This window comes from Pseudogemmobacter bohemicus (genome assembly GCF_003290025.1).
Classification (GTDB): domain Bacteria; phylum Pseudomonadota; class Alphaproteobacteria; order Rhodobacterales; family Rhodobacteraceae; genus Pseudogemmobacter; species Pseudogemmobacter bohemicus.
Genome location: NZ_QNHG01000003.1, coordinates 148,865 through 164,643, shown reverse-complemented (window position 1 = coordinate 164,643; position 15,779 = coordinate 148,865). Strand labels below are relative to the sequence as shown.

At 63.7% G+C, this 15,779-nt stretch carries 15 protein-coding genes; 3 read left to right on the top strand and 12 right to left on the bottom strand.

Going from position 1 to position 15,779, the window contains the following annotated elements:
- Window positions 1–154 precede the first annotated feature (154 nt).
- Window positions 155–1,267, top strand: a complete 1,113-nt coding sequence (gene ribA / locus DRF71_RS15565; RefSeq protein WP_112311485.1) for a GTP cyclohydrolase II — start codon at window positions 155–157, stop codon at window positions 1,265–1,267.
- A 50-nt stretch (window positions 1,268–1,317) separates the two neighbouring features.
- The gene (locus DRF71_RS15560; RefSeq protein ID WP_232831585.1) at window positions 1,318–1,788 is read left to right on the top strand and encodes a L,D-transpeptidase family protein; all 471 of its coding nucleotides are present in this window, start codon (window positions 1,318–1,320) and stop codon (window positions 1,786–1,788) included.
- On the opposite strand, the gene DRF71_RS15555 is transcribed toward DRF71_RS15560, so the two are convergent.
- Together DRF71_RS15555 and DRF71_RS15550 are read right to left on the bottom strand one after the other, a co-directional pair.
- A complete protein-coding gene (locus DRF71_RS15555) occupies window positions 1,776–2,432 on the bottom strand; it encodes a YggS family pyridoxal phosphate-dependent enzyme (RefSeq protein ID WP_112311483.1) in 657 nt (218 codons plus the stop codon). The genes DRF71_RS15560 and DRF71_RS15555 overlap by 13 nt on opposite strands.
- A gap of 122 nt (window positions 2,433–2,554) precedes the next feature.
- On the bottom strand, window positions 2,555–3,523 hold the full coding sequence (locus DRF71_RS15550) for a porin (RefSeq protein ID WP_112311482.1): 969 nt from the start codon (window positions 3,521–3,523) through the stop codon (window positions 2,555–2,557).
- 317 nt (window positions 3,524–3,840) lie between these two features.
- Between DRF71_RS15550 and DRF71_RS15545 the strand changes: the two genes are divergently transcribed.
- A complete protein-coding gene (locus DRF71_RS15545) occupies window positions 3,841–4,362 on the top strand; it encodes a DUF3576 domain-containing protein (RefSeq protein WP_112311481.1) in 522 nt (173 codons plus the stop codon).
- Window positions 4,363–4,464: 102 nt separating this feature from the next.
- Here DRF71_RS15545 and DRF71_RS15540 read toward each other — a convergent pair whose 3' ends face one another.
- The 10 genes from DRF71_RS15540 to DRF71_RS15495 form a co-directional block, all read right to left on the bottom strand.
- Complete coding sequence (locus DRF71_RS15540) at window positions 4,465–5,481, bottom strand: DNA polymerase III subunit delta (RefSeq protein WP_112311480.1); 1,017 nt, start codon at window positions 5,479–5,481, stop codon at window positions 4,465–4,467.
- Window positions 5,481–6,002, bottom strand: a complete 522-nt coding sequence (gene lptE / locus DRF71_RS15535; protein ID WP_232831545.1) for an LPS assembly lipoprotein LptE — start codon at window positions 6,000–6,002, stop codon at window positions 5,481–5,483. The genes DRF71_RS15540 and lptE overlap by 1 nt, the downstream gene beginning before the upstream one ends.
- 5 nt (window positions 6,003–6,007) lie before the next feature.
- Window positions 6,008–8,566 carry a leucine--tRNA ligase gene (gene leuS / locus DRF71_RS15530; protein WP_112311478.1) on the bottom strand — a complete coding sequence of 853 codons (2,559 nt, stop codon included), beginning with the start codon at window positions 8,564–8,566 and terminating at the stop codon, window positions 6,008–6,010.
- A 70-nt stretch (window positions 8,567–8,636) separates the two neighbouring features.
- Window positions 8,637–9,053 (bottom strand): GNAT family N-acetyltransferase, encoded by a 417-nt coding sequence (locus DRF71_RS15525; protein WP_112311477.1) that lies wholly within the window; start codon window positions 9,051–9,053, stop codon window positions 8,637–8,639.
- The gene (dapE, locus tag DRF71_RS15520) at window positions 9,050–10,204 is read right to left on the bottom strand and encodes a succinyl-diaminopimelate desuccinylase (protein WP_112311476.1); all 1,155 of its coding nucleotides are present in this window, start codon (window positions 10,202–10,204) and stop codon (window positions 9,050–9,052) included. The genes DRF71_RS15525 and dapE overlap by 4 nt, the downstream gene beginning before the upstream one ends.
- A 72-nt stretch (window positions 10,205–10,276) precedes the next feature.
- Window positions 10,277–11,407: an alpha/beta hydrolase gene (locus DRF71_RS15515; protein ID WP_157971112.1), complete on the bottom strand. Its 1,131-nt coding sequence runs from the start codon at window positions 11,405–11,407 to the stop codon at window positions 10,277–10,279.
- 175 nt (window positions 11,408–11,582) lie between these two features.
- Complete coding sequence (gene hslU, locus DRF71_RS15510; protein ID WP_112311474.1) at window positions 11,583–12,881, bottom strand: ATP-dependent protease ATPase subunit HslU; 1,299 nt, start codon at window positions 12,879–12,881, stop codon at window positions 11,583–11,585.
- On the bottom strand, window positions 12,878–13,966 hold the full coding sequence (locus tag DRF71_RS15505; RefSeq protein ID WP_112311473.1) for a hypothetical protein: 1,089 nt from the start codon (window positions 13,964–13,966) through the stop codon (window positions 12,878–12,880). Before DRF71_RS15505 ends, hslU begins: the two co-directional genes overlap by 4 nt.
- A complete protein-coding gene (gene hslV / locus DRF71_RS15500; RefSeq protein ID WP_112311472.1) occupies window positions 13,963–14,520 on the bottom strand; it encodes an ATP-dependent protease subunit HslV in 558 nt (185 codons plus the stop codon). Before hslV ends, DRF71_RS15505 begins: the two co-directional genes overlap by 4 nt.
- A 60-nt stretch (window positions 14,521–14,580) precedes the next feature.
- Window positions 14,581–15,618 carry an acyl-CoA desaturase gene (locus tag DRF71_RS15495; protein WP_232831544.1) on the bottom strand — a complete coding sequence of 346 codons (1,038 nt, stop codon included), beginning with the start codon at window positions 15,616–15,618 and terminating at the stop codon, window positions 14,581–14,583.
- Window positions 15,619–15,779: the final 161 nt, after the last annotated feature.

The following is a 15,779-nucleotide window of genomic DNA, read 5'->3' as shown; positions in this document are numbered from 1 at the left end:
ATACGGTCCTTTCGTTTCCTTGAGAAACAGATGCGGCGCGTTCACATTTCCCGCAAGATTTGCGACAAGGGAGTCACGGCCTCGTGTCGCAGGAGCGGGATATATTTCAATTCTGTCATCCCGCGACCAGATTAACGGGGCCAGGAGACGTGTGATGACTGCAGCAGCCGGCCCCTTTTCTTCGCTTGGACCCGATATCACCGAGCGCCTGTCGCGGGCGCGCGGCGATTTGCGGATGGGTGTGCCGGTGCTGCTGGCGGGTGAGGGCGAGGCTGCTCTGGCCATCGCCATCGAGCCGCTGGAGCCCGCGCGCCTCGCGGCTTTGCGCAGCTTCGGCGAGCCGGAACTGGCATTGACCGCCTGGCGGGCCGAAACGCTGAAGGCCTTTGCCTGCGATGGCGACATCGCCCGGATCGCAGTGCCTGCAAGCGCCGACACCGCCTGGCTCAAGGCGATTGCCGATCCGCAGGACGATCTGAGGGTGCCGATGAAAGGGCCGGTCAGGGGGCTTTACGGCGGCTCGGGTGTGCTGCACCGGACGGCGGTACTGCTGACGAAATCCGCGCATCTCTTGCCCGCCGCGCTGCTGGTGCGGGTCGAGAACCCACTGGTGCTGGCGGCCGATCACGGGCTGACCTTCCTTCGGATCGACGAGGCGCTGCCGGCGCTGTCGCGGCTGGCGCCCTTTGACGATGTGGTCTCGGCCCGGCTGCCGATGGCGCTGGCTGGTGCCGGCAGGCTGCATGTCTTTCGCCCCGATGATGGCGGCGATGAGCATTATGCAATCGAGATCGGCCAGCCGGCGCGCGACCGTCCGGTGCTGGCGCGGCTCCATTCCGCCTGTTTCACCGGCGATGTGCTGGGCAGCCTGAAATGCGATTGCGGGCCGCAGCTTCATGCCGCGCTGACCCAGATGGGCGAGGAAGGCGCGGGCGTCCTGCTCTATCTGAACCAGGAGGGGCGCGGCATTGGCCTTGCCAATAAAATGCGCGCTTATTCCTTGCAGGATCAGGGCTTTGATACGGTCGATGCCAATCACCGGCTGGGATTCGAAGATGACGAGCGCGATTTCCGCATCGGGGCAGAACTGCTCCGCGGCCTCGGCTTCCGTGAGGTGCGTCTGTTGACCAACAACCCGCGCAAAGTGGCGATGCTGGATTCATGCGGGCTGAAAGTGGTGGAACGGGTGCCGCTGAAGGTCGGCAAGACCCGGGAAAACGCGGCCTATCTTGCCACCAAGGCCGCGAAATCGGGGCATTTGCTGTGATCCATCCCGGGCAAAGCGCTGGCGATCTGGTTCTGACCCCGACCGGCCTGATGTTTCGCGGCCAGCGCTATGCCTGCACCATCGGGCGCGGCGGCGTCTCACGCGGGAAACGCGAGGGCGACGGGGCAACGCCTGTTGGCCTGCATCACATTGTCGGCGGCTTTTACCGCCCGGACCGGCTGGCGCGGCAACAGGTTCCGGCCTGGGCAGAGCCGCTGATCCCGGGTGATTTGTGGTCCGATGACAGTCGCGATCCGGCCTATAATTCGCATGTCCGGGCGCCGCATGGCTTTTCCCACGAGGATCTGCGCCGCTCCGATCCCCAATATGATCTGGTTCTGGTCACCGACTGGAACTGGCCGGATGCCATTCCGGGCCGGGGATCGGCGATTTTTCTGCATTCCTGGCGTCGCCCCGGCTGGCCGACCGCCGGCTGTATCGCCTTTTCGCAACCCGATCTCTTGCGGATCGCGCGGCAGATCCGCCCGGGAACCAGGCTGATCGTGCCCTATTTCGCGTAGGCACGATCCCCGAAAATCGCCGAGCCGACGCGGATATGGGTCGCGCCATGGGCGACCGCCAGCTCGAAATCCGAGCTCATGCCCATGGAAAGGCCCTCAACCCCGTTGCGTTCGGCGATCTGCGCCAGCATGCGGAAATGCGAACCTGGGTCTTCGCCATCGGGCGGGATACACATCAGCCCGACCACCGGCAGATACATGGCGCGGCAGGCGGCGATGAAGTCATCGGCCTGTCCCGGCAGGATACCGGCCTTTTGCGGCTCTTCGCCGGTATTGATCTGGATGAAGAGATCGGGGCTGGCGCCACGCGCATTGGCCAGATTGGCCAGCCGCTCGGCCAGCGAGGGGCGGTCAACCGAATGGATCGCATCGAACAGATCGACCGCGACCTTGGCCTTGTTGCTTTGCAGGGGCCCAATCATATGCAGCTTGATGCCGGCATATTTCGCCCGCCAGGTCGGCCATTTGAACGCGGCCTCCTGGACGTAATTCTCGCCGAAAACGCGCTGACCCTCATCCAGCACGGCCTCGACCCTGGGAGAGGGCTGCACCTTTGACACGGCGATCAGGGTGACGGAGCCCTCGGCCCGACCGGCGGATTTCTCGGCCTCGCGCAGCCTTGCAGTGATCCCGGTGAGTGACATTGCCCGTGCCCTTGCTGCCTCAGAACCCGCATTGATTACAACGCCCGGGCGCGGAAGGGAAACGCCGGAAATGAAAAGAGCGGGCAAAGCCCGCTCTTTCCTTAGACATTGATCCGTTAAGATCAGAAGTCGAAGCGCACGCCGACGTCAGCGCGGGTGCCCTGGTTGTTACCAGCTGCATCGCCGAAGCCCGACTGGATCGAGCCCGAGAGACGAGCGCCTTCGCCGAGCGAGTAGTCAGCGCCGATACCGTAAGCGGTGTCGTAGTTTGCGCGATCCCAATCCGACACATAAGCGCGGAGCGTGGTCGCGCCGAAGGTGTAGTTGCCGTACAGGGTGACTTGCGAGGAATCCGACACGCCGCCAGCAGCGGTGTTGTAGTCGTAGTAGTTCAGGCCGACATTGCCGTCACCGAAGTTGTAGGCAGCACCGATGAAGTAGTCATCGTTGTCTTTCACGCCAGCCGACGACAGATTGATACCGGCTGCAACCGAGATCTGGCCATTCGACCAGTCAGCCGCAAGGCCGATTTCTTCATCAACACCAGCACCGAGATCTTTTACGTACTGGTTCGGGTCAACGTACGAGAAATACAGGTTGATGTCAGCGATCGAGTAGGTTGCAGCAACACCGGTGTAACCGCCGGAAACGCCGCCAACCGAACCCTTCGATTCGTAAGCGTAGAAGCCGTTCTGAGCGTCACCGAACGAGCTGTCTTCGTAACCCATTTCCGAATTATAGGTCAGGCCAACCGAGTCCCATGCGGTGTCGACGTTGCCGACCTGAACATTCAGACCTTCGTATCCGACCGAGAAGCGAGCGGTGTTGAAGTCCGAATATGCATCGCCATCGTCATACTGAACGCGCAGACGTGCGCCGAAGGTCACGCCAACATCGGTCTCAGTGGTGGCGTCGATGTTCAGACGCAGCCGCGAGGAGATGATGGTGTTTTCGGTGTTAGTGGCGAGAACGCCGCCACGGTCTTCGACATATTGCAGACCGAAACGGCCGTAGCCCGAAATGGTCACATCAGCAGCGGCTGCCGAAGCGCCGGCAACCAGAGCGGTGGTTGCGATAAGAAGCTTTTTCATCGTATTCCCTCGATTGACTTCCAAGGATGGCCCAACTCAGGGGAATCCGAATTGGGTATGGACCGTATTTCTGCCTCTCGGGGCCTGATTGCAATAATCATGGCAATGTCGCCCCGGAAACGCCTCGGCGATGGTGCAGCAAAGTCACAGTGCCTTTTCGCCCCTGGCGGGCGCGATCACCCGCCGCCCCCTGGATGCGCCCTGCCAGGTATGTGGCAGGCATGGCGCCGCCGCCTCGCGTGGCCATCTGGCCAAAAAGCCTTGTTCCATACAGGTGGCTAAGCTAGACAGCCGTTTAAGTTAAACGGGAGTTTCCGATGGCTCTGGCGAAATCCGCGCGCAATCTTCTTTGTGGTGGCCTGCTTGTCACCCTTGCGGCTTGCGGCGGCAAGAATGGCGGCACGGCAGAGGAAACCCGCGCCGGGGCGACCTCGGGCGCGAAACAGACGACTTCGCAACTGGGCAATTCGCGCGAAAGAGCCAACCGTGAGGGCGGCACGATCTGGAACCTCTTCGGGGCCAGCGACGACCCGAATGTCACCGTCGAAGTGAACAAGTATATCTGGCAGGCCTCGCTTGAGGTGCTGAACTTCCTGCCGATCGAAAGCGTCGATCCCTTCACCGGCGTGATCGTGACCGGCTATGGCCGTCCGCCAGGTGGCGGCCGCGCCTACCGCGCCACGATTTATGTGCAGGATCCGGCACTTGAGGCGCGCAGCCTCAAGATCGCGATGCAAAGCCAGGGTGGCGGCGCCGTGGCACCCGAAACCGTCCGCGCCGTAGAGGATGCGATTCTCACCCGGGCACGGCAGCTGCGGATCCGCGACAGCAAGCTCTGATCGCAGTCAAAGTCTGGATCGGCAAAATCTGAAACGACAAAGGCGGCATCTGCCGCCTTTTTTATGCCTCAGCAGAATCTGCCTTGCCGGGAGCCGGTGCGATCAGCGCCCGGCCCGCGCCGCGATGCGCAGGAAAACCCGCTCGACCAGCGCCAGCCCCGGCACTTTCAGCGTCGAGCGCAATGTCAGATCGGCTTCGACCAGATCGGCAATCGCGGGTTCAAGGCTCAGCATCCCCCATTTCCGCAGCTGCCCCTGCATCCGGTCACGACGCGGCCCGAAGACCCGCGCCTTTTGCAGCCCGATCCCGGCGCCACCCGGATCGCTTGCCGCAACATGCAGGGTGCGGAAATGACGCAGCGCCTGGATGCAGAGGGTCACCGGCAGCACCCCCTGCCCGCCCAGCCGCAGCATCAGAATGCCCACCTGGCGGCTCTGCCCCTCGGCCACGGCATTCAGCAGCTCATCCACCTCGGCATCAATCGTCGCCGGAGCCAGCGCCGCCACCTCTGCAGGGGTCAGCGGCGCAGGGTCCTGCCATTTATAAAGCGCGATCTTTTCCAGCGTCTGGCGGAAATCGCCCGGATCCAGCGCGCGCGCCAGCTGGATCAGATCATCCATCACCTGAGGCGGGATCTGCGAGAGCCCCGCCTTTGCCAGCTCGGCCTCGATCTCTTCGCGGGTCGGCGGATCATCGTAAAGCCCGATACAGACCGTATTGGGCAGCTTTTCAAACAGCGTTTTCAGCGCCGATTTGCCTTTCAGATCGCCCGCCGTGGCAACGATCACCGCATCGCCCGGTTTCCAGTCCTTCAGCGCTGCCTCGAAGGTCGCGCTCAGCCCGTCGGTCGCATCCTCGACAAAGGCCACGCGCGGGCCGGGGAAGAAGCCGACCGCCTTGACCGCATCCGACAAAGCCGCCTGGTCCTTGCGCAGATCGGTGCCCGCCATCCGCGAAAGCCGCATCTCGGCCTCGCCCTCGGGTCCGATCAGCGAGAGAATCGCCGCCTGGCGTTTCAGCGCGACCCGCATCGTATCGGCGCCAAAGATCAGGAGCCCCGCGCGGGCCGGATCGGGCTTTGCCAGATAACGGTTGGCCTCGGAACCGCGCAGCAGCATCAGCCGGCCGGGGGAGTGGCCGCAGGCGCGCCGTTACGCCGTTGCAGCGCTGCCATTTCCGCGATCAGCCGCGCCACGACCTGATCGGCCAGGATATGCATCAGCCGGCCTTCCGCATCCTCTTCCGCCGCCAGCATCGCCACGGTCGAGCCGGTCGCGTTGAAGGCGGTAAAGCTTTGCGCCCGCCCGCTGGCCAGCACGGTGCCGCTGAGCGTATCCGAGATCCGGAAGGTCACCACGCCGGTGATATTGTAGCGGGTGGTGCGGTTATCGGCGGTGACACCGACGCCGCCGGTCTCGGTCGTGATGGCGTAATCGAGATCGTAGAGAGGGCGCTCGGGCCGGCCCAGACGTTCCTCGATTCGCTGCACGAAGGCAAAGGCCTCTTTGGTATCCGGATCCGCCGCCCGCACCTGGCCCAGCAGCGCCTCGGCCGGGCCGCCTTTTTTATAGGCCGGCGTAAAGCCGCAGGCGGCCAGCGCCAGCGGCAGGATCAGAAGGGTGCGGCGGTCAAGCGCCATGATGATCAGGCAACCACATTGATGATGCGCCCCGGGACAACGATGATTTTCTTCACCGGATTGCCGGCAAGGAATTTCACCACATCCTCATGGGCCAGCGCCAGCTTTTCAACCTCGGAAGAGGCAAGATCCTTGGCCACGCTGATTTCCGCGCGTTTCTTGCCATTGATCTGGATCGGCAGCGAGATCACGTCATCGACCAGCAGCGAAGGATCGGCCACGGGCCAGGGGGCGCGGGCACAAAGCCCCTCGCCGCCCTGCATGGCCCAGATCTCCTCGGCCAGATGCGGGGTCATCGGCTGCATCAGCTGCGCCAGCGCCCGCATCGCATCCCGCGCGACCAGCGCCGAGGCATCGGCTTTGGACAGCGTATTGGTCAGAGCGTAAAGGGCTGCGATGGCCTTGTTGAAGGCAAAGCCCTCGATCGACCTGGTGACCTCGACCGTGGTGCGGGCGACCGTCTTTTGCAGTTCCAGATCGCCGGTGCCGGCATGGTTCGCGGGCATCGAAGCAATGCGGTCCGACAGCGTCCAGACCCGGGAGAGGTGCTTGCTGGTGGCATCGGCGCCGCTCGCCGTCCATTCGATATCGCGCTCGGGCGGGCTGTCCGACATGACGAACCAGCGCGCGGTATCGGCACCGTAAGAGGCGATGATATTCATCGGATCGACAACGTTTTTCTTTGATTTCGACATCTTGGCCGAGGGGATCACCTCGACCGCCGTGCCGTCTGCCAGGCTCACTCCGGCATCGGAACGGATCACGTCTTCCGGCAGGTGATAGACCGGACGGCCCTTGTCGTCAGTGGTCTTGTAGATTTCATGCGTGACCATGCCTTGCGTGAAGAGCGCATTGAAGGGCTCGCACGATTTCTCGGGCAGGTGGCCGGTCACATTCATCGCGCGGGCGAAATAGCGCGAGTAAAGCAGGTGCAGGATCGCGTGTTCGATGCCGCCGATATACTGGTCGACATTCATCCAGTATTCCGCATCGGCCATGACGGTCGGCGTCGTCGCCCGCGGCGCGGTGAAGCGGGTGAAATACCAGGACGAATCGACGAAGGTGTCCATCGTATCGGTTTCACGCTTTGCCGCCTGGCCGCATTTCGGGCAGGAGACATCGCGCCAGGTCGGGTGACGGTCCAGCGGATTGCCCGGCTTGTCAAAGCTCACATCATAGGGCAGCTCGACGGGCAGGTTCTCTTTCTTCTCGGGCACCACACCGCAGGTCGGGCAATGGACGACCGGGATCGGGCAGCCCCAATAGCGTTGTCTGGACAGGCCCCAGTCGCGCAGGCGGTATTTGGTCACGCCTTCGCCGAAGCCCTTTTCCCCGGCGATGGTGATCGCCTCGGCCACGCCGGCGTCGCCGGTCTGGGTCTTGTTGCCCGCGAGACCACGGACATAGTCAACCGCCTCGGCTTTGGTCGGAACATAGGCCTCGGTGAGGGTGGTCTCCTCCGTGCCGGGCGCCACAAAGACCGGCAGGATCGGCAGGCTGTATTTCGTCGCGAATTCAAAGTCGCGCTGGTCATGCGCCGGGCAGCCGAAAATCGCGCCGGTGCCGTAATCCATCAGGATGAAATTGGCGATCCAGACCGGCAGTTCGATGGAGGAGTCCAGCGGATGGCGCACCCGCACACCGGTATCGAAGCCGATCTTCTCGGCAGTCTCGATCTCTTCGGCGGTGGTGCCACCCTTGCGGCATTCAACGGCAAAAGCCGCAATGGCCTCGCTCTTCCCGGCCAGCGCCTTCGCCAGCGGGTGATCGACCGAGATGCCGGCAAAGCTCGCCCCATTCAGCGTGTCAGGGCGGGTGGTGTAAACCTCAAGCCTGTCAAAGCCTGCCGGCGCATTCACGGTTTCAAACGCGAATTGCAGGCCTTGCGACTTGCCGATCCAGTTCGCCTGCATCAGGCGCACCTTTTCAGGCCATTTCTCCAGCCCGTCCAGCGAGGCCAGCAGATCCTCGGCCATGGCCGAGATCTTAAAGAACCACTGCGTCAGCTCCTTACGCTCGACCAGCGCGCCCGAGCGCCATCCGCGCCCGTTCTCGACCTGCTCATTGGCGAGAACCGTCATATCGACCGGATCCCAGTTCACCACGGCCGCCTTGCGGTAAACCAGCCCCGCTGCCAGCATGTCGATGAACATCGCCTGTTGCTGGCCGTAATATTCCGGGTCGCAGGTGGCGAATTCGCGGCTCCAGTCAATCGACAGGCCCAGCGGCTTCATCTGCGCCTTCATGTCGGCGATGTTCCCGTAGGTCCAGTCTTTCGGATGACCGCCCCGCTCCATCGCAGCATTCTCGGCCGGCATGCCGAAAGCGTCCCAGCCCATCGGGTGCAGCACCGAGAAGCCGCAAGACGACTTATAGCGCGCCACCACATCGCCCATCGTGTAGTTGCGGACATGCCCCATATGGATGCGCCCCGACGGATAGGGGAACATCTCAAGGACATAATATTTCGGGCGCAACGGATCGGCCTCGGCCGTGAAGACCCCGGCCTCATCCCAGGCGGATTGCCATTTCTTCTCGATCTGACCGGGTTCGTAGCGCGACATGGGTTGAGCCTCTGTATCTGACAGAGAGGGAATTACCCCCCCGCGCGTCAGAGGTAAAGGATCACAGCGCTCAGAGCGTCAGCTCCATATCGCGATGCGCGATTCCGGCATCCTGGTATTCCGGGCCGTAAGCGCGAAAGCCAAGCGCCTCGTAAAAGCCAAGCGCATGGATCTGGGCACCGAGTTTTGCGCGGGTGACCCCGGGCTGCATGCGCAAGACCGCCACTGCCTCGCGCATCAGCGCCTGGCCGATGCCGCGCCCTCGCGCCGTGGCCAACACGCAGACGCGGCCGATCTTGCCGGTGGCACCCTCGATCAGGATACGCGCGGTGCCGAGCGGCTGGCCGTCGGTGGCCAGCAGATGCAGCGCCTCACCGTCGCGGCCATCGACCTCTTCCGCCTCGGAAACCGCCTGCTCTTCGATGAACACAAGCCGCCGCAGCGCCTGGCAGGTGGCGAGGTCATCGGTCAGCGCCACCCGGATCATGCGAAATAATCCCTGAGGATGCGGCTGTAGATCGCCTTCAGCTGATGGATCTGCGCGATCTCGACCCGTTCATCCACCTGGTGCATGGTCTTGCCGACCAGCCCGAATTCGACCACCGGGCAGTGATCCTTCACAAACCGCGCATCCGAGGTGCCTCCGCTCGTGGAATATTCCGGGCTGACGCCGGTTTCCGCCTTGACCGATTTGCGGATCAGTTCGGAAAACTCCCCCGGCGCGGTCAGAAAACTGTCGCCCGAGTTTTTCACCGTCACCGTGATCTTAACCCCGGTCTCGGCCACCACCGCGATGGCCTGATCATTCAGCCAGGCGGCAAGGCTGTCGCCAGTATGAAGGTCGTTGTAACGGATATTCACCGTGGCCGAGCCTTTGGCCGGGATCACATTGGTGGCCTTGTTGCCGCAATCAATCGTGGTGATCGCAAGGGTCGAGGCATCGAAATGCTCGGATCCCTGATCCAGAGGCTCCGCCTCCAGCCGGGCCATCAGCCTGACCAGCGCCGACATCGGGTTTTTCGCACGATGCGGATAGGCGGAATGGCCCTGCACACCCTCGGCGGTGAACCAGGCGGTCAGGCTGCCGCGCCGGCCGATCTTCATCATCTGGCCCATGGTGTCAGGGCAGGTCGGCTCTCCGACCAGGCAATGGGTCATCCGCTCGCCATTGCCGCCCATCCAGTCAAGAAGCGCAACGGTGCCATGTTCGGCCACATCTTCCTCATCGCCGGTAATGGCAAGGATCACGGCCCCGTCCGGCGGGGTTTGCCGCACGAAATCCACCGCAGCGGCGGCGAAAGCCGCCACACCGGATTTCATATCGGTGGCGCCGCGCCCATACATCCAGCCATCCACCTCGGCCGCGCCGAACGGATCCTGGGTCCAGGCTGCCAGATCCCCCACCGGCACCACATCGGTATGACCGTTGAAGCCGAAAGACCGGTTCGCACTGCGCGCGCCCCAGCGGGCATAGAGATTGGCAATCCCGCCGCGATCCACCCTTGTGCAGGTGAAACCAGCGCCGGTCAGCAGTTCCTCCAGCAAGACCAGCGCGCCGCCCTCGGCAGGGGTCACCGAATTGCAGCGGATCAGCCGCGCGGTCAGCTCAGCCGGGTCAACGGGGGTGAAATCGGGCATTGGCCGCCTCCTTCAAATGCTGCCGCCAGCCATAATCCCGGCAACAGGGCCCGGCAAGGCGGCGAAGCCTCCTCAGTCCGCATTGCCTGCCGCCACCGCCTCGACCGGCGATAGCACAATGGCGGTCGCATTGCGCACCGTCAGCACCACGCCCGGCAACAGACCGACCCGCGTCCGCGCCTCGGCCTGGAAGGCGGCGTCGATATTGGCGATCCCCCCCAGCAGCTGCAACAGCGCCGGCGAGGTGCCCAGGTTGTTGTGCCCGGCCCCCTGATTATAGGCGGCAGTGTCGTAATAGGTGACTTCCAGATCCGCGATCGGCGTCAGATCGGTCAGATTGCCCAGCCGGTCCGGTGCACCCGCAATCTTTGACGACAGATTCAGGATGGTGTCGCGCGTGCTGCCGAAGATCAGGAAAGGCTGCGGCAGTTTCCCCATCGCATGGGCCTGGGCGCGGAACAGATCCACATCGAGATCGGGCGAGATCAGGATCACCCCGGCCAGCTTGTCCATCACCTTGCGATCCCCCCGGATCGAGGCCTGGCGCAAGGTCTCCATCGTCAGCGCGCCGCCCATGGAATGGGCCACGATGATGATCTTCTCGGCGCCGGCGCCCGCAACCTCACGAAGCAACTCCTCCAGCCCGTCGCGCCCGAACAAAGCCGAATCGCGGTCATAGACATAACCAAGCGCCGACCCGCGCGAGGGCCAGGCGTAATGCACCGCCACGCCCGGCACTTTCAGGTCATAATGCATCTGCGCGACGCGGTAGATGCTTTCGGCCATGGTGTTGTTGAAGCCATGCACATAGACGACCACGTCCCGGCTGCCGCGCCGCCCCAGCCCCTTTGCCAGCTCCTTGCGGAAATCCGCCGCCGTGGCGAATTGCTGATCAGCAAGCGTCAGGAAATCCGTCGTCGGATCAGCGCGCTTCACCGATTTCGGCCAGGTGACCTCACCCGCCTTATGATTACGCGGCATCAGGATATCGTAGCGCATGAAGCTTGCGAAATCCGAGCGCGCGAAACCGAATTCGCCATTGTCTTCCCGCCGCGAGGTGCCGACATAGATCGGCACCCGGATCGAAACATCCTGAGCCAGCGCGATCTTCTCGGGCGACAGCTCTTCCAGCATGACGAAATTCCCGCGCGGCGCGCAGGAGGCGAACAGGACCAACACCAGAAAGGCGACCAGAACTCTCATGCCGTTTTCCTGACGCTCCCGCAGCAACAGGTCAAGCCCCGGACCGCTCACCAGTTGTTTCAGCGCTGAAAGCCTGTGGCTTTCCTCTTGACCCAAATACTCCGGGGGTAAGCCTGCGTTTCCGCCACCGGTTCAGGGAACCGGCGGCCCGGGGGGCTGCCCCCCCATTCCACCGTCACAGCACATAGCGCGAGATATCCGCCGAGCGCGCCAGCTGCCCGACATTCTTCTCGACAAAGACCTCATCGACCACCACCGCCTCGCCCGGGCGGTCCGGCGCGGTGAAGGACAGCTCCTCGAACACCCGCTCCATCACGGTATAAAGCCGCCGCGCGCCGATATTCTCGACCGAGCGGTTCACCTCCGCGGCCAGTCCCGCAATCGCCGCGATACCGTCTTCGGTAAAGCTGACTGCCACCTCTTCCGTCGCCATCAGCCCGGTATATTGTCTGGTCAGCGCATTGTCGGTCTCGGTCAGGATGCGCACGAAATCGCCCTCGGTCAGCGCCTCCAGCTCGACCCGGATCGGCAGACGCCCCTGGAGTTCCGGCAGCAGATCCGAGGGTTTCGCGACATGGAAGGCCCCGGATGCGATGAAGAGGATGTGATCCGTCTTCACCGGCCCGTATTTGGTCGAAACGGTCGTCCCCTCGATCAGCGGCAGCAGATCGCGCTGCACGCCCTCGCGCGACACATCGGCGCCGCGCGCCTCGGATTTCGCACAGATCTTGTCGATCTCATCAAGGAACACGATGCCATCCGCCTGCACCACGGCCAGCGCGCGGGTCTTTACCGCCTCGTCATCCAAAAGCTTATCCGCTTCCTGACCCAGCAGCAGATCATAGCTGTCCGCCACCGTAACCCGCTTTTTTGTGGATCGCTGGAAGGCCTTGCCGAACATCTCCTGCAGACCCTGAAGCTGCATCTCCATCCCCTGGCCGCCCGCCATCATCGGCATCGCGGGCATCGGGTCCTGGATCTCGATCTCGATCATGGTGTCGTCCAGCTCGCCCGCGCGCAGCTTCCTGCGAAACATCTCACGGGTCTGCTCGCGCGCATCCTTGCCGGCAATCGCCTCGATCACCCGCTCCTCGGCCGCGCGCTTCGCCTTCTCGCGCACCTCGTCACGCATCAGCGCACGGGTATCGACAATCGCCACATCCATCAGATCGCGGATGATGCTTTCCACATCACGCCCGACATAACCGACCTCGGTGAACTTCGTCGCCTCGACCTTCAGGAACGGCGCTTTCGCCAGTTTCGCCAGCCGGCGGGAAATCTCGGTCTTGCCCACCCCGGTCGGCCCGATCATCAGGATATTCTTGGGGTAAACCTCGTCGATCAGATCGGCAGGCAGACGATTGCGGCGCCAGCGGTTGCGCAAAGCCACCGCCACGGCGCGCTTGGCCTCTTTCTGGCCGATGATGAAACGGTCCAGTTCCGAGACGATCTCGCGGGGGGTCAGGTCAGTCATTGGTCAGGCCTCGCATAGGGGGGCAGCCGGTCTTTGCCGGGGAAATCGGGCAGAGCGCGCATCAGCCAGCCACGCAACTGCACCCACCAGGTGCCAATGGCGGTGATCAGCGCGCCAAGGATCAGCAGCGCAAAGGCCCAGGATCCGAAATTGCCGCCCCCGGTCGCCCAGACGATCACCACTGCCATATAGCCAATGGCGGCCGAGACAAAGGACCGGCGGTCGATCACCAGCGCCAGCACCGTGATGATCAGCAGCGCAACGATCAGCATCACCATGCCGCCAGAGCCGTAAAGCGTCACCGCTACCGTATTCACCAGCGCGAAAGCCGCCAGCAGATGCAGCCAGAAGGCGGTCGCGGCATTGCGGCCCAGCCGGTGCGGATCGCGCATGTCGAACCACATCCCCGCCAGAAATGCCACGATACCAAATCCCAGTGTCGCAAAGGCAAAGGCCGGGCTCTCGCGCAGATCGAACAGCCCGTTCATCCCCCAGGACCGCGTGCCAATGGCAAGCCCCACCAGCGCATCGGTCGAGGTGGTCAGGGCATAAAGCGTCAGGAGCGCAAATCCACCCAGCACGAACATCGAGAACGGCAGACGAAAGTGACGATACCAGGCCGCCATGCCCAAAGTTGCCGCCAGCGGCGGCAGCACCATCAGCATCCGCGACGGCTCAGACGCGCTTTGGAAAACCAGCGTGGTCACCGCGATCAGCAGGCCGCCGCCAAAGACCAGCGCCAGCACCATCGAAGGCAGGTTCATCCGCCGTTTCAGGGTGAAATAGCCCGCCCACCACCAGGCGATCCCGGCGGCGATCAGCGGCATCACGATGGCAATCGTCGCGCCTCCGGCCCAGGCGATCAGCGCCAGCACACCAGACAGCAGGATGATCAGACCGATCGAGATGAAGATTTCGGAGAAGCCTTTGAAAAACTCGAACGGCTCGTCTTCTGCCGGCATGGCGGCGCGTTGCCCGGCGCGGGCCTGGATCAGCGCCGCAAGCGAGGCCGCCTGGGCTTCGGTCAGGATACCGGCCTGAACACCGGCGCGCAGATCTTCGGGGGTCATCGGTGCAGCACTCATTTGCGGATCGTCTCCACCGTCAGATTGCCATTGGTATAGACGCAGATCGAGGCGGCAATCGCCATGGCTTTGCGCGCCACATCCCCGGCGGACAGGTCGGTCTCCATCAGCCCGCGCGCGGCTGCGAGGGCGTAATTGCCGCCCGAACCGATGGCGGCCACGTCATGTTCGGGTTCCAACACATCGCCGGCACCGGTCAGGACATAGACCGAGATGCCGTCGGTCACGATCAGCATGGCCTCAAGGTTGCGCAGGTATTTGTCCATCCGCCAGTCTTTCGCCAGATCGACACAGGCGCGGGCCAGCTGACCGGGTGCGGCCTCCAGCTTCTTCTCCAGCCGCTCCAGCAGGGTGAAGGCATCGGCGGTCGAGCCGGCAAAGCCCACCACCACATCATGCCCGCCCGGAGAGATCCGCCGCACCTTGCGCGCGGTCCCCTTGATCACTGTCTGGCCCAGCGAGACCTGGCCATCCCCCGCCACCACAACCTCGCCGCCGCGCCGGACCGCAAGGATCGTGGTCCCGTGCCAGCCGGGGAATTTGTCGTCCGCCATGGGTATGCCCTTCGCCTTGTTGCGAGCCCCTATATGGCGCCTGGACCCAGGCGGCACAAGTCAGAGGCCCTGATGGCGGCGCCCCGGGGCCTTGCTTCCGGTCGGACTGTCGCGCCGGGCCACCACCGGGGCGTCCTGCCGGTCATCGCAGGCCATCGGCGGATTTGCCGGTAACGGGTGCGGGTCCGGGCGCGGATCTGCCCGTCTGAGCCCCTCGCGATCCGGTTTGCTTTCCGGCACGGCAATATCGCGCGCAAGGCCCAGTGCCGCCAGGACCCTGATCAGCCACCAGCCGGGATCGGACTGCCCCGGCTCGACCCCCAGTCGCGCCGAATGCGGAAAGGCGTGGTGATTGCCGTGCCAGTTCTCTCCGAATGTCCGCAGGCCGATCCCCGGCAGGTTGTAGCCCTGCACCGGCAGCCCCTCGATCACCCAGCCCTGGTGCCCCTTGCGATGCGCGAAATGCCCGACCGCCCAATGGCCGAACAGCGAGACGGCGATCCGCAGGCTGACACCCCAGAGCACGAGGCCGATGCCGCCGATCCACCACAGACCAATCGCAAGCGGCAGCTGTTGCAACATCCACCATCGCTCCAGCCAGCGATAAAACGGGTCATCGGCAACCTCGTTTTCAAAGACGAACCGGGGCGGAGAGCCCAGCCGGAAGACGCAATGAACCTGCCACCAGAAATCCTGCCAGAAGCCCGCCCCATGTGACGGATGCGGCGGGCAAATCACCTGCCGCTGATGCCAGTCCCGCATATCATGCGCCCGGATCATGCCCATCGGCCCGGCCATCCCCACCAGCACGCCCAGCCAGACCAGCAGCCGCTCCAGCCATATCGGCGCGGTGAAGCTCCGATGGATCAGCAGCCGGTGCATCCCGACCGAATGCCCGGCGCAAAGGGTGATCGCCGACAGGACCAGAAAAGCCACAACGCCCGCCACCGAGGGCAGGTAGAACAGCGCCACCAGACCGAGGACCGCATGGCCGCTGAACCAGAGTGATTTGACCGGATCCCAGACGATCCGGCCATCTACGGCCGAAACCGCAGCATCGGCAAGGACCCTCTCGGTCGAGATCAGGGCGTTACTCACGGCATACCTTCCCCTGGTGTCGGGCCGATCATAGCCCGGGCGCCCGCGCTGTGGCTACAGATCTTGCACGGGGGCCGGCACCTCGACGGGGCAGCCCGTCACCGGCATGCTCAGGCCCAATATCGGTCACAATCCCGAACGAGCATTGGCCCATGCGATCC

Excerpts from the sequence above, each read along its gene's own strand:
- DRF71_RS15560 (WP_232831585.1), top strand. The coding sequence starts at position 1,318 with ATGTTTCGCGGCCAGCGCTATGCCTGCACCATCGGGCGCGGCGGCGTC.
- leuS (WP_112311478.1), bottom strand. The coding sequence starts at position 8,566 with ATGTCGCGCTACGAACCCGGTCAGATCGAGAAGAAATGGCAATCCGCC.
- DRF71_RS15540 (WP_112311480.1), bottom strand. The coding sequence starts at position 5,481 with ATGCTGCTGCGCGGTTCCGAGGCCAACCGTTATCTGGCAAAGCCCGAT.
- lptE (WP_232831545.1), bottom strand. The coding sequence starts at position 6,002 with ATGGCGCTTGACCGCCGCACCCTTCTGATCCTGCCGCTGGCGCTGGCC.
- hslV (WP_112311472.1), bottom strand. The coding sequence starts at position 14,520 with ATGGCGGACGACAAATTCCCCGGCTGGCACGGGACCACGATCCTTGCG.
- DRF71_RS15550 (WP_112311482.1), bottom strand. The coding sequence starts at position 3,523 with ATGAAAAAGCTTCTTATCGCAACCACCGCTCTGGTTGCCGGCGCTTCG.
- DRF71_RS15505 (WP_112311473.1), bottom strand. The coding sequence starts at position 13,966 with ATGAGTGCTGCACCGATGACCCCCGAAGATCTGCGCGCCGGTGTTCAG.
- ribA (WP_112311485.1), top strand. The coding sequence starts at position 155 with ATGACTGCAGCAGCCGGCCCCTTTTCTTCGCTTGGACCCGATATCACC.
- dapE (WP_112311476.1), bottom strand. The coding sequence starts at position 10,204 with ATGCCCGATTTCACCCCCGTTGACCCGGCTGAGCTGACCGCGCGGCTG.
- DRF71_RS15555 (WP_112311483.1), bottom strand. The coding sequence starts at position 2,432 with ATGTCACTCACCGGGATCACTGCAAGGCTGCGCGAGGCCGAGAAATCC.
- DRF71_RS15515 (WP_157971112.1), bottom strand. The coding sequence starts at position 11,407 with ATGAGAGTTCTGGTCGCCTTTCTGGTGTTGGTCCTGTTCGCCTCCTGC.
- hslU (WP_112311474.1), bottom strand. The coding sequence starts at position 12,881 with ATGACTGACCTGACCCCCCGCGAGATCGTCTCGGAACTGGACCGTTTC.
- DRF71_RS15525 (WP_112311477.1), bottom strand. The coding sequence starts at position 9,053 with ATGATCCGGGTGGCGCTGACCGATGACCTCGCCACCTGCCAGGCGCTG.
- DRF71_RS15545 (WP_112311481.1), top strand. The coding sequence starts at position 3,841 with ATGGCTCTGGCGAAATCCGCGCGCAATCTTCTTTGTGGTGGCCTGCTT.